General features: G+C 38.4%; 10 protein-coding genes and 3 tRNA genes. All 13 read right to left on the reverse strand.

Annotated features, from left to right (window positions below; translation table 11 throughout):
• Window positions 1-1525 precede the first annotated feature (1525 nt).
• The gene (gene glmS, locus MKY60_RS19820; RefSeq protein WP_093496728.1) at window positions 1526-3328 is read right to left on the reverse strand and encodes a glutamine--fructose-6-phosphate transaminase (isomerizing); all 1803 of its coding nucleotides are present in this window, start codon (window positions 3326-3328) and stop codon (window positions 1526-1528) included.
• A gap of 415 nt (window positions 3329-3743) precedes the next feature.
• Window positions 3744-5348, reverse strand: a complete 1605-nt coding sequence (locus MKY60_RS19825) for a gamma-glutamyltransferase family protein (RefSeq protein WP_093496729.1) — start codon at window positions 5346-5348, stop codon at window positions 3744-3746.
• A gap of 196 nt (window positions 5349-5544) precedes the next feature.
• Window positions 5545-6057, reverse strand: a complete 513-nt coding sequence (locus MKY60_RS19830) for a type 1 glutamine amidotransferase domain-containing protein (RefSeq protein WP_090565758.1) — start codon at window positions 6055-6057, stop codon at window positions 5545-5547.
• Between the two features lie 245 nt (window positions 6058-6302).
• Entirely contained in the window at window positions 6303-7655 is a 1353-nt protein-coding gene (gene glmM, locus MKY60_RS19835) for a phosphoglucosamine mutase (protein ID WP_340930998.1), read from the reverse strand.
• Window positions 7656-7692: 37 nt separating this feature from the next.
• Window positions 7693-8964: a CdaR family protein gene (locus tag MKY60_RS19840; RefSeq protein ID WP_340930999.1), complete on the reverse strand. Its 1272-nt coding sequence runs from the start codon at window positions 8962-8964 to the stop codon at window positions 7693-7695.
• A complete protein-coding gene (gene cdaA, locus MKY60_RS19845) occupies window positions 8957-9790 on the reverse strand; it encodes a diadenylate cyclase CdaA (RefSeq protein WP_090565752.1) in 834 nt (277 codons plus the stop codon). The genes MKY60_RS19840 and cdaA overlap by 8 nt, the downstream gene beginning before the upstream one ends.
• A 118-nt stretch (window positions 9791-9908) precedes the next feature.
• Window positions 9909-10538 carry a zf-HC2 domain-containing protein gene (locus MKY60_RS19850; protein WP_090565750.1) on the reverse strand — a complete coding sequence of 210 codons (630 nt, stop codon included), beginning with the start codon at window positions 10536-10538 and terminating at the stop codon, window positions 9909-9911.
• Window positions 10539-10555: 17 nt separating this feature from the next.
• Window positions 10556-11128, reverse strand: a complete 573-nt coding sequence (gene sigW / locus MKY60_RS19855) for an RNA polymerase sigma factor SigW (protein ID WP_090565748.1) — start codon at window positions 11126-11128, stop codon at window positions 10556-10558.
• A 222-nt stretch (window positions 11129-11350) separates the two neighbouring features.
• Entirely contained in the window at window positions 11351-12250 is a 900-nt protein-coding gene (gene rocF, locus MKY60_RS19860) for an arginase (RefSeq protein WP_090565746.1), read from the reverse strand.
• A gap of 70 nt (window positions 12251-12320) precedes the next feature.
• Entirely contained in the window at window positions 12321-12911 is a 591-nt protein-coding gene (locus tag MKY60_RS19865) for a GNAT family N-acetyltransferase (RefSeq protein WP_241598237.1), read from the reverse strand.
• A gap of 108 nt (window positions 12912-13019) precedes the next feature.
• A tRNA-Ala gene (locus tag MKY60_RS19870) sits at window positions 13020-13092 on the reverse strand.
• A gap of 25 nt (window positions 13093-13117) precedes the next feature.
• Window positions 13118-13192 (reverse strand) — tRNA-Gln (locus MKY60_RS19875).
• A gap of 6 nt (window positions 13193-13198) precedes the next feature.
• Window positions 13199-13282, reverse strand: a tRNA-Tyr gene (locus MKY60_RS19880).
• Window positions 13283-13291: the final 9 nt, after the last annotated feature.

A 13291-nucleotide genomic window follows, 5' to 3' on the forward strand; every position in this document is an offset into this window, starting at 1 on the left:
CTGCTAAAGCAAGAGCAATCATTAGTGAATCTCCAATGATTGCAACAATTATATTTTGAACCTTTACCTTCACTCCTCTCACCTTCTTTCAATAGTGTTTGAAAACAAACCATATAAAAAACGCTCAGTCGGGTGACTAAGCGTGGTTAGAAGTTTTTTATTGAGTTGTGGTTTCGGAAATCTCCCATAGGAATCCCAACCTTTTCAAGAATCCATTATTTGAATTAATCATATTTCTTTTCAACTTGAAAATCAATTATTAGATAGACATGATGCAAACCAATCCTCCTCAATACATGGGGAGATTAGAATTTGCAATCGTTTCTCTTCTCCATAATCCCTCGACTTATCAAACGGATAAATTCCCTATACTTTTATTGGTTTCTCATTTTATCAATTTGTCCACCTGTTCCAAATTCTCCGTTATGAAGCGACACTTTCTTGAATGTCGTACCATTTTCACTGTTCTCACATGACAGGTTTATTGATTTCTCTCTGTATCGCTTTGTCCAAGTGTTCCAAATTCTCCGTTATGAGGCGACATTTTCTTAAATGACGTAATATTTTCACCGTTCTCAGATGATAAGTTTATTAATTTCACTCTGTATCGCTTTGTCCAAGTGTTCCAGTTTCTCCGTTCTGAGACGACATTTTCTTAAGTGTCGTAATGTTTTCACCGTTCTCTCATGATAGGATTATTGATTTCTCTTTGTATCGCTTTATAAAAGTGTTCCAGATTCTCCGTTATGACGTGACATTCTCTTTTGAATGTCTCTAAAATTGCTCTTAATTAATCTCTCAATATTGAAAACGGCTATAAAATCTTTATTTCCTTATCCCTTTTCTCCCTTAAAACCTTTCCCTTCTATGTACCCGAAAAACGAAGTCGTTCTCTCCCCCCTCTTTCAAACCCTTGCCCTGACTGACTTTCCATATTCTGTAGGCGAATTAGTTGTTCCCTAATTCGCTCTTTTTTCATCCTATTTTTTGTCAGATTTCATGATTTTCAGGTAAATTAGTTGTTCCCTGAAATTTGGAGTTATTCTGCTTTTTCTTGCTTTTCCCCACGCCTTTTCTCATGCTTTTTCTCGCACTTTCCCCCGCTTCTTTTTTCTCCCGCTTTCCTTTCAAACAGAAGGTTTATCAGGCTTTCTCTCACGTCTTTCTTCTCGCTTTTCCCCCACGTTCTTTCTCGCCAGGCTTTTTCCTCGCTCTTTTTATCCAACAAAAAACACGAGGAAAATCGGATGGTGATTCCGATTTTCGCTCGTGTTAGGGAACATTTTATTTGACCAAGAATACAGTTAATTTTGCTAAGGAAGAACTCGATTTTGCAGGTACAATGGAAGAGAAATAATCTCTTGCATACGATTTTTACAATCATCTCAAAATTAGAATACATCTTTTTTGTCTCAGATACATCTTTATTGTTTAGGATACATCTTTATTGTCGAGGATACATCTTTATTGTCGAGGATACATCTTTATTGTTTTTTCACAAAATTAAAGTTATATAACCTTTAACCTACTCCACAGTTACTGACTTCGCCAGGTTTCTAGGCTTATCTACGTCGCAGTCTCTGTGTAAGGCTGCGTAATAACTGATAAGTTGTAGTGGGATTACTGCTACTAGTGGAGCGAATAGCTCGTTTACTTTTGGAAGTACGTAGCGATCTCCTTCTTCCTCATGGCCTTCCATTGCAATAATACATGGATTAGCACCACGTGCTACTACTTCTTTCACATTACCACGGATATTCAGGCTTACTGCTTGTTGGGTTGCTAAAGCAATAATTGGTGTACCCTCTTCGATAAGAGCAATTGTACCGTGTTTTAGTTCTCCTCCAGCAAATCCTTCTGCTTGAATATATGAAATTTCTTTAAGTTTTAATGCACCTTCTTGGCTTACGTAGAAGTCTACGTTACGTCCAATAAAAAAGGCATTTCTAGTAGTTGCTAAAAACTCTTTTGCGATTTCTTCCATCTCTTCCTTAGAATCTACAATTGCTTGAACAGCATTTGCTACAATTCCTAGCTCTTTTACAACATCAAAGTCTAGCGTTTTTCCTTGAGATTGTGCGAATACGGAAGCAGTTACCATTAATACCGCAACCTGTGCTACATATGCTTTTGTAGAAGCAACAGCAATCTCTGGACCTGCGTGAAGTAAAAGTGTGTGATCTGCTTCACGAGAAAGAGTAGAACCCGGTACGTTTGTCATCGTAATTGTTGGGTATCCTAGTTCTTTTATCTTCACAAGAACTTGTCTGCTATCTGCAGTTTCCCCTGATTGAGTTAAGAACATGAAAATTGGTTTTTCTGATAGTAATGGCATATTGTAGCCAAATTCACTAGAAATATGCACTTCCACAGGAATACCAGCAATTTTTTCAAAGTATTCTTTACCAATTAGCCCACCGTGGTAGCTTGTTCCAGCTGCAATGATGTACAGACGGTCAGCATCCTGAAGTGCTGTCAAAATTGCAGGGTCAATTGAAAGTTCCCCTTGCTCATTTTGGTAAGCTTGAATAATTTTACGAATAACAGCTGGCTGCTCATCGATTTCTTTTAACATATAATGAGGGTATGTTCCCTTTTCAATATCGCTCATATCTAGTTCTGCTTTGTATGGAGCACGTTCAACCTTTGTGCCTTCCAATGTTTGAATTTCTACAGAATCCTTGCTTACGATTACGATTTCTTGGTCATGAAGCTCAACATATTGCTCTGTTACTTGAAGCATCGCCATTGCATCAGAAGCTACAACATTGAATCCTTCACCAACACCTACAAGTAATGGTGATTTGTTTTTCGCTACATAAATTGTATCTTCGTCTTCATTATCAAGTAATGCAAGAGCATAAGAACCATGTATTAAATGCAATGTTTTGCGAAGTGCGTCAATTGTAGATAATCCGTCTTTAGAGAAACGCTCAATCAGCTGTACAATTACTTCTGTATCTGTCTCAGAAGCCATTTCCACGTCTGCTAAATAAGCTTTCTTCATCAAATGGTAGTTCTCAATTACTCCGTTATGCACTAACGTGAAACGTTTTGTTGTACTTTGATGAGGATGAGCATTTTCATGGTTTGGTACACCATGAGTTGCCCAGCGAGTATGACCAATTCCAACAGTCGCCCCTACTTCTGTATCTACTACGTCACGTAAATCCGCAATGCGACCTTTTTCTTTAAATACCATTACTCCATCTTCGTTTAATACTGCAATACCTGCTGAATCATAGCCACGGTATTCTAACTTTTCTAACCCTTTTAATAAAATTTCCTTTGCATCAATTTCTCCAATATAACCAACAATTCCACACATAATCTAAATTCCTCCGTTTACATTCATGTCAAAATAAGCTTCCTACACATGGTGTAGTAGCCAATTAAGCTAAGAATGCCTTCTATTCCACCTGTCATCCGATCACTCGAATGTTTTATGAAAAAGAATAACAACCGGGCAAATACGGTCGGGAGGCATCCGCCGAAATTTCGATAACCTCCACCTCGTCTGCTGAAGATGATTTTCCGTCCAATTTCTTCAGCTCTGGCGCTATAATTGTTTTCTGTGTTTTACGCGTTACCTGTCCTCCATTTCTACGCGGCTACCAATACTAGATTGGCAACTTCTACATTATATATGTTCATAGTATGCTCGTCAATTTAATGAGTGCAGGGGGTTTTAATCAACTTAAAGGACCACTACAAAAGTAATAGCCCTCTAGTGACAAAATTACTTACCAAACTGCAATTGATCCATCTGTACGAGACTCGGTTCCTCCTTGAAGAACTCCTGTTTCATCATTTCTCCAAATAATCTGCCCCCTACCAAAGCTACCACCATCAGAAGCAACTTGAATTTGATGCCCTTTACCTATAAGACTTTGTACAAGGTAGCTTGGGAATTCCGGTTCTACATGAACTACTTTTCCCTTCATCCACTGCCACCGAGGCATATCTAGTGCAGCTTGTGGGTTTAACAGGTAATCTACTGTATTCGTCACGATTTGGAAATGTCCTTGTGGCTGCATATATCCTCCCATTACACCAAAAGGACCCACTGCCTTACCATTTTTGCTTAGGAAGCCTGGAATGATAGTATTAAATGTTCTTTTTCCTGGTTTTAACACATTTGGGTGAGTCGCTTCTAAAGAAAAATCATGTCCTCTATTTTGCAAGGCAATACCTGTTTTGGGTATAACTATTCCTGAACCAAATCCCATATAATTACTTTGGATATAAGAAACCATATTACCTTCTTCATCAGCAGTAGCTAAATATACAGTCCCACCTTTAGGGATGTCATATATTTCTGGATTTGCTGCTTCTTCATTTATGTCATTAGATCTATTTTTGGCGTACTCCTCTGATAACAGCTGCTCTACACTAATCTGCATTTCAGCAACATCTGTTATAAATGCCTGACCATCTGTAAAAGCCAACTTCATAGCTTCTATTTGATGATGAAGTGTCTCCATACTTTGCCATTTTGGTTCCGCCAAGTTTTTGCATATATTGAGCGCCATTAATGCAATCATTCCTTGCCCATTCGGCGGGATTTCCCATACATCATAACCTTTATAATTGACCGAAATAGGATTTACCCATTCTACCTTATATGTACGAAGATCATCTTTACATAAATAACCTCCATGCTTTCTCATAAACTCATCGATTTTCTCTGCAATTTCACCTTCATAAAAATCACGAGCATTTGTTTCTCCTATCGCTCGGAGAGTACGGGCGTGATCTGGTGAGTTCCACATCTCCCCTATTTCTGGAGCACGATCATTGGGTGCAAAGGTTTCAAACCAGGCATTAAATTCCTCTGAAGTAAATGTAGCTTTGTATCTGTTATAGGCAAGCTTCCAGTACTTTCCTAGTATCGGAGTTAACGGATACCCTTCCTCTGCATACTGAATAGCAGGCTCTAAAACTTCTTGAAGTGAAAGTTTCCCAAATCTTTCTGACAATGCAGCCCAAGCAGCAGGAACTCCTGGCACGGTCACAGGAATAACTCCGTGAACAGGTATTTTGTCATACCCTTTTTCTCTTATCGCGTCGATAGAGATAGATTGTGGTGCTGGACCCGAAGCGTTTAACCCATAGAGCCTGTCTTTTGTCCATACTAACGCAAAAGCATCCCCACCGATTCCGTTAGAGGTGGGTTCTACGACAGTAAGTGCCGCTGCCGTAGCAATTGCCGCATCAATTGCATTCCCGCCTTTTTTTAATATATCCATTCCCGCCTGTGCTGCTAAAGGCTGGGAGGTTGCAACCATTCCCTTTTTCGCAAATACCGTATGACGTTTTCCTTGAAACGGGTGATGTAAATAATCCATAATAACTCCCTTTTATACCTTCCTAACAGGTATGGTTTGATTTCTTAAGTATAATAAAAGAAACTCAGAAAATATATATGAATTTTCTCGCAATTCAAAAAAGAACACCCTCTAAAAATTAGAAGATGCTCTTATTTAATTTATCCATTTAAATTTTGATTAACTTTAATATATGTGCTATCCGACTGATGCTTAACTAGCCTAATAGCTTAACAATTTCTCTATTAAACGCCGGAATATCATCTGGAGTACGACTTGTCACCAACTGGTTTTGGCAAACGAATACTTCTTCATCATGGAATTTTACCCCTGCATTTTCTAAGTCTACTTTAATCGATTTATATCCAGTCGCGTCTCGACCATCTAATGTTTTCGCAGTGATGAGTAATTGTGGGCCGTGACAAATTGCAAACACTGGTTTTTTCTCATCCATAAAATACTTAGCAAATTGAACAAAACGATCATCTGCTCGTAAAATATCCGGTGAAAATCCTCCTGGTATAAATAATGCGTCAAATTCTTCAGGTTTCACTTCGTCAACGCCATAATCAATTTTCACCGTGGCTTCTCCGTTTTTACCTGTTACCTCTTTGCCTGCTTCTTTTTCAATAGCAAATACCTCATGCCCTGCATCATTTAGTGCCTGTGCTGGACCTGTGTATTCCACGTCTTCAAACATATTTGTGATTAATGTTGCTACTTTAGCCATTTCCTCACTCCTTAATTGTTTGTTCTCTCTTACTATTCCACTAAACTTGCTCTAGTAAACATTAGAAATACACAAGTAAATTCTAGATATAGTATTTCATGGACTGACCTAAATCCTGTTATCGAAAAGCGTTGAAAGAATGAAGTTAAAGGCACCTTTGCCTTGATCCGTTGTTCTAAAACCACTCGATGGGATAGCAGATTACATAAAAAAACCGACATACTAAATATGTCGGTTTTCTAAACTTATTCTTCTAAACCCATTTCAGCTTTTACAACTTCAACGATTCGGTTTACATAGTTTTCACATTCCACTTCGGTTGCTGCTTCTACCATTACGCGAACTAACGGCTCTGTACCAGATGGACGTACAAGGACACGACCATTACCAGCCATTTCACTTTCTACTTCACTAATAATAGTTGCCACTTTCTCATTTTCCGTTACCGCGTGCTTATCCGTAACTCGTACATTAATAAGCTTTTGTGGATAGATAGTCATTTCCGCAGCAAGCTCAGAAAGTTTTTTACCTGTTATTTTCATAATATTCACGAGCTGTAAACCACTTAATAAACCATCACCCGTTGTATTATAATCAAGGAAAACAATATGTCCTGATTGCTCCCCGCCTAGGTTAAAGCCATTCTTTTTCATCTCTTCTACTACGTATCGATCTCCAACAGCAGTTTTTACGCTCGTCATATCTTGTGTTTCTAATGCTTTGTAGAAGCCCATATTACTCATTACAGTGGAAACAACTGTCCCGTTATTTAGACGTCCATTTGCATGAAGATGTTTGGCACAAATATACATAATTTGGTCACCATCTACAATTTGTCCCTTTTCATCTACCGCAATTAAACGATCTCCATCTCCGTCAAAAGCAAGCCCAACATCTGCTCCTTTTTCTAGAACAAACTTCGCTAAGTTTTCTGGATGTGTAGAACCGACGCCATCATTAATATTCAATCCATTTGGTGAAGATCCCATTGTAGATAAGTCGGCATCTAAATCAGCAAATACGTGCGTTCCAAGAGACGATGTTGAACCATTTGCACAGTCCAGGGCTACATGGATCCCTACAAATTCTTCATCTATGGTTTGTTTCAAATACTGAATGTATTTTTGACCACCTTCGAAGTAATCAGATACCGTTCCGACACCTGCTCCGGTTGGACGTGGTAATTCATCTATATCACTATCTAATAGCTGCTCAATTTCTTCCTCTTGTCCATCAGTTAATTTAAATCCATCTGAGCCAAAGAATTTAATACCGTTATCTGCCACAGGGTTATGAGAGGCAGAAATCATCACACCAGCACTTGCACTCATTGCTCTAGTTAAATAAGCTACTGCAGGTGTACTAACAACTCCTAGACGCATTACCTCAACCCCTACGGATAAAAGGCCAGCCACAAGTGCACCCTCTAGCATGTGACCAGATATACGAGTATCCCGACCAATCAATACTTTCGGACGTTCTGTTACTTCCTTCGTTAGTATAAATCCACCAACTCTACCTAATTTAAATGCAAGTTCTGGTGTTAGCTCTGAGTTTGCAACGCCTCTAACTCCATCTGTACCAAAATATTTTCCCATTTATTCTTCTCTCCTTAAAAACCTGTTGTACAACCTATTAAGCTTCTTTAACCGTAAGGACTGCTTCTTGTTCAGAAGTTTCCCACTCTATTTCAGATGAACCCTCTATTTGGATTGGAAGAACACTTTCTCCCACCTCCGAATTAGTTGCTTCTACATATACAGAAAAATTGTTTAATTGAACCTTGTCTAAAGCCTCTGCTGTTCCTTTAGCAACAACCGAGACAATGCCGTCTGATGGTTTTTGAAAATTACTTACCAGCCTATCTGGCAACCCTCTTACATTAATCGGCACTTGGTCAAATGACTTTTCTGTAATTGTGGAAACTGGCTCTTCCTGTTCATCTGCCTCTTCCGTTTCAGAGTCAGGAGCAAGTGTAACGTCTCCTGTAATCTCTATTGTCTCTTTTGATATTTTTGTAACTCCTTCTGGTAAAGCTAATTTCATATTAAAGCTACCAGATTTTTCCATTTTACTTATATCTACATCGACATTTAGCTGATCTATTTTATCAAGTACTGATTTAGGTCCATATAATCGAATTGCATCTGTTTTTGTAGTTAGACCATTTACGGTGACCCCTTCTTTGGGTTTACCTTGTTTCACTAGAGCTATCGGTACCTCTTTACTATACTCTTCTATTTTTACACTTACTTGAACAGAATTTGGTTCAACGATGACGTCTAGCTTATTTAAGTCAAGATCGAGTACTTTGACAGTCGTTTCTTGTTCAAAGGACTTGTTGATACCTTGGTCTCCTGAAATAGTAGCTTTTACATAACCTATGCTATTAATAACACTTTTTGCTCCTGTTACTGTTACTTTTTGTGGTTTTACCTCATATGACTTCACTACATAATTTTCAGCTAATAGGCTTTCATTCATATCCGTTTCTACACTAAACTCTCGAGAAATACGTTCTTCAATTACAACATCGACATAAACCGGATCTGTTCGAACATTTAAATTTTCTGGGAAGTTTTCCGTAGCTATCGGGACCCGATGAGTACCTATAGTTAGATCTCTAAGATCTACAAATACTTTAAAGTCTTTCATTAGTTTTGCCGATAACACCAATTGTCTTGGCCCCTCTACGTTGACGTTAACTGTCTTTGGTGGTCCGGTAACTACTAGGTTATCATCGTCATAATAAACCTCTAGAGGTATATCACGAATAACATCAACATCCTTGCTGCTTGCATTTGTATTATCACTTTCCAATTCACTTCTCACACTTATAAAAAGTGCAATTGCTAATACTAATGCAATTATTCGCAAGAACCAGGGATTGTTCATCATCTTATCCATTTTGTTTCCCCCTCCATAGCCATTTAGAAGAAGTTACCTGCTCCTCCTTCGGGAACCAAAGGCGAGTTAAATGGGACTCAAATTCTGCTATCGATAAATCTCTTCGTAAATCTCCATTGGAGGTTAAACTAATCGCACCAGTTTCTTCTGATACAACAATCGTTATAGCATCCGTCACTTCACTCAAGCCAATTGCAGCTCGATGCCTCGTACCTAGCTCTTTCGATATGAAAGGACTTTCTGATAAAGGTAAGTAAGAGGCTGCTGAAGCAATGGTATCTTTTTTTATAATAACGGCTCCGTCATGTAGTGGAGTGTTCGGTATGAATATATTAATAAGAAGCTCTGATGTAATATAGGAGTTTAACGGGATCCCCGTTTCTATATAATCTGTCAAACCAGTTTCTCTCTCTATGGAGATGAGTGCTCCGATTCGTCTTTTTGCCATATAACTAATCGATTTCGTCATCGCAGTAATAAGGCGACCTTGCTCTTCTTCCAATTGCATTGTGCTTCTAGAGAATAACTTACCTCTACCAATCTGCTCAAGTGCTCTTCTTATTTCTGGCTGGAATATAATAATGATTGCTAAAAATCCAAACTCAATTACTCGATCCAACAGCCAATCAAGTGTATTTAAGCCAAAAAAGTCCGTCACAACACGTGCAATGACAATGACAAAGATTCCTTTTAATAATTGAACTGCTTTAGTTCCTTTTATCAAGGTAATAACTTTGTAAATAACAAACCATACAAATAAGACATCCAAAATATTTACAATAACGTTTACTGGCATTAGGTCTGTAAATTGCTCCATAAACGACATGTGGCATCCCCCACTTTTCATCACTTATCCATTCTAGATAAGTATAACATAATTACGAAAATCCCTCGCTTTTGGAATCAAAAAAGTCTACCCAAAATATATATGGATAGACTTACTGTTATTTAGTCTCATCTTTTTCAAAGAATGAAACGACTTCCTTTGCACCATCTTTGATTTTGTACCATAGCCAGTCAAAGGCTTCATTGATTTCCTCACTAGTGCCAGTAATATTTGCGGTTGAAGCCATATATGCAGTACCATTAATAATGGTTAGGTTTCCATCTAATTCTCCATCAATCTGAACATCCCCGTTTCGAACAACCAAATCACCTTTAACGACTTGTCCTTCAGGTATAATAACCGTTTCTCCTTCTACTAGAACGTTTTCTTGTTTTGTAAAGGAGAACTGCTGTTCATCATTAAAATTCGTAAAAAGTGCACTACTCATCAATAATAAGAACATTGCAGCAGCTGTAAGTACTGGATGACGTCGCAACCATTTACTTACTCCTTCGTGGGATTTTTCTTTCGGTAACCTAGCTATAACAGAATGATTGAAATCATTTGGCGCTTCTATATGAGCAGCCCCTTTGACGAAAGCAACAACATCACTTAACTCATGCATATGTGCCTGACAGGCTTCGCATGATTGCAAATGAGATTTAAGTTCCAGCTCATGTTCACGGCTGATTTCACCATCTAAATATTCGTGCATAAAGTGAACAATTCGTTCTGGACATGCATTCATCTTGATTCCCTCCTATTTTAGATATGAGGCTGTCTGCTTAGCTGTTTTCTAAGCGCTTCTCGTCCTCTATGAATTCTTGTTTTAACTGTTCCAAGTGGCAGATCTAATATCTCACTTATTTCTTGCAGAGATAATTCTTCCATATATTTTAATACGATAGCGGATCTATACTTATCAGGAAGTCTACTAATTTCATACTGTATTCGGTCCTGTAGTTCCAGCTTCATGAGTTCTTCTTCAGGAAGTTCATCAGACGTTGCTATTTGTGAGTACATATCAAGACCTTCTGTACCTCTTACTTCAGCGTCCAAATAGTAGTCCGGCTTCTTTTTCCGAATACGATCAATACATAAGTTTGTCGCAATTCTATACAGCCAAGTTGAAAATTTTCTTTTTTGATCAAACGTATGAATATTAATAAAAGCACGGACAAATGCCTCTTGAGCTATATCCTCTGCCTCGTGACGGTTACCAAGCATCCTATAACATACTTGATATAACCTATGCTGATACAGGTCGACAATCTCCGCGAATGCGTCTTTATCGCCTTTTAATATCTGTTTTATTCGTTTGTTCACTAACGCATCCATCGTGTATTTCGCCCCCGCTCCATGCGGCTGTCTTACCTATACGTATGAAGGTATCAACAGGTTTCATTTTTTTTGTATATCTTAATATTATCAAACATTTCCATCTTTGTGTGGATTTTCAAAAAGAAAAAAGCAGACTGGATGTCCGCTTTTTCTTATCAAAGATATACCTTACTTGTTTTAACTTTCTATTTTGAGCACTATTAATTACAAAAAAAATTTTTAGACAAGACTTTCCCCTAATAGTGAACCCATTAATCCAACCGCTACATCAGCCGTTTTATTTTTTTCATCGAGAATTGGATTTACTTCTACGAATTCAGCTGAAGTAACCATCTCTGAAGCATATAGCATTTCCATCGCTAAATGACTTTCTCTGTATGTAATACCTCCAGCTACTGGAGTTCCTACCCCAGGTGTATATAAAGGATCTAAACCATCTAAATCGAGTGAAAGGTGAACCCCATCAACTTTACGATCCTTGAAATACTGAATTGTTTGAGTCATTACTTCCGACATTCCAAGCTTGTCAATTTCATGCATAGAGAATACTTTAATCCCTTTTTCTTTAATAAGATCTCGTTCTCCCGGATCAACCGAACGAGCACCAATAATCACGACATTCTCTGGTTTAATCTTCGGAGCAAAATCTCGAATATTCACAAGCGCTTCATGACCTAAGCCAATACTTACAGCAAGTGGCATCCCATGGATATTTCCAGAAGGCGATGTTTCAGCTGTATTTAAATCGGCATGAGCATCATACCAAATGACTCCTAGGTTGTCATAACGATCTGCTAACCCTGCAAGTGTTCCTATAGCAATACTATGATCACCACCAAGTACTATCGGAAAATTACCTTCTCCAATAATATCATGAACTCTATTAGCAAGTATTGTATTCGCTGCAACTACTTCTTCTAGATTACGTAATTTCGTGTTTTGAGATGTCTCTCTTCTTCCAATCGCAATATCCCCAACATCATCTACGGAGTGCCCAAGCTCTTGAAGTCTTTCTACTACACCCGCATATCGTATTGCACTTGGTCCCATATCGACGCCTCGTCTATTTTGACCCAGGTCCATTGGAACCCCTATAATTGAAATGTTTAATTTACTCATTATTTTATACCCCCTTAAGTTGTTACTCCCATTGTAAATGCTAAAGGGTGTTTGGCTCAACCAAGCATAATTACGAATATTTATTCATTAATTGAACAAGCTTGTATTTCACTTCCGACCATTCACTTTCAATAATAGAGTATACAACCGCATTTCGAACAGACCCGTTAGATCGTATTCGTTCATTACGCAGTATACCCTCTTTTACGCCGCCAATTCGTTCGATTGCCCGTTGAGAGGATAGATTTAATTCATCTGTTTTAAACTGAACTCGAATCATACCCATTTGCTCAAAGCAATACTTTAACAACATATACTTGCAGGTTGTATTTACATGTGTACGCTGATATTGTTTTCCATAGAAAGTAGAACCTATCTCGCAACTATTATTCGACTGATCCATCGCATAAATACGAGTGGTCCCCATAATTTCTTTTGTGTTTGTATTTTCAACTACAAATGCCAAAGCAGTGCTATCCACATTCATTTGATGAATACCAGCATACAACCACTTTTCTAGCTGTTCTTTGCTTTCAATCCTATTTAACATAAATTCAAATATCCCTGGTTCATAAAGTTCCCACAATAGTTCACAATCTGAAACTAGAAGCGGGCGTAAAGTCACATCCCCATAGATTAATGTCTCAGTCAAATCGTACACCTCACTTTTTTATTTCATCATAAAGGAAACTACTCTATTTTGAAAAGCATTTTTTATACAAAAAAACTCTTTCAACTTTTGATTGAAAGAGTTTAACTATACTATTTATGGAGCCTAGCGGGATCGAACCGCTGACCTCCTGCGTGCAAGGCAGGCGCTCTCCCAGCTGAGCTAAGGCCCCATGCTATTTGAAATTTAAAAACGATTGGCTGGGGTACCTGGATTCGAACCAGGGCATGATGGAATCAAAATCCATTGCCTTACCGCTTGGCTATACCCCAATAAACTGGTGGAGGGGGGCGGATTCGAACCGCCGAACCCTAAGGAGCGGATTTACAGTCCGCCGCGTTTAGCCACTTCGCTACCCCTCCAAAGCTACG

The sequence above is a fragment of the Psychrobacillus sp. FSL K6-1415 genome, assembly GCF_038003185.1.
GTDB lineage: Bacteria > Bacillota > Bacilli > Bacillales_A > Planococcaceae > Psychrobacillus > Psychrobacillus psychrodurans.

Bases quoted from the DNA above. Each gene is read 5' to 3' on its own strand.
- glmS (WP_093496728.1), bottom strand. From the start codon at position 3,328: ATGTGTGGAATTGTTGGTTATATTGGAGAAATTGATGCAAAGGAAATT.
- MKY60_RS19825 (WP_093496729.1), bottom strand. From the start codon at position 5,348: ATGGATTATTTACATCACCCGTTTCAAGGAAAACGTCATACGGTATTT.
- MKY60_RS19830 (WP_090565758.1), bottom strand. From the start codon at position 6,057: ATGGCTAAAGTAGCAACATTAATCACAAATATGTTTGAAGACGTGGAA.
- glmM (WP_340930998.1), bottom strand. From the start codon at position 7,655: ATGGGAAAATATTTTGGTACAGATGGAGTTAGAGGCGTTGCAAACTCA.
- MKY60_RS19840 (WP_340930999.1), bottom strand. From the start codon at position 8,964: ATGGATAAGATGATGAACAATCCCTGGTTCTTGCGAATAATTGCATTA.
- cdaA (WP_090565752.1), bottom strand. From the start codon at position 9,790: ATGTCGTTTATGGAGCAATTTACAGACCTAATGCCAGTAAACGTTATT.
- MKY60_RS19850 (WP_090565750.1), bottom strand. From the start codon at position 10,538: ATGAATGCATGTCCAGAACGAATTGTTCACTTTATGCACGAATATTTA.
- sigW (WP_090565748.1), bottom strand. From the start codon at position 11,128: ATGGATGCGTTAGTGAACAAACGAATAAAACAGATATTAAAAGGCGAT.
- rocF (WP_090565746.1), bottom strand. From the start codon at position 12,250: ATGAGTAAATTAAACATTTCAATTATAGGGGTTCCAATGGACCTGGGT.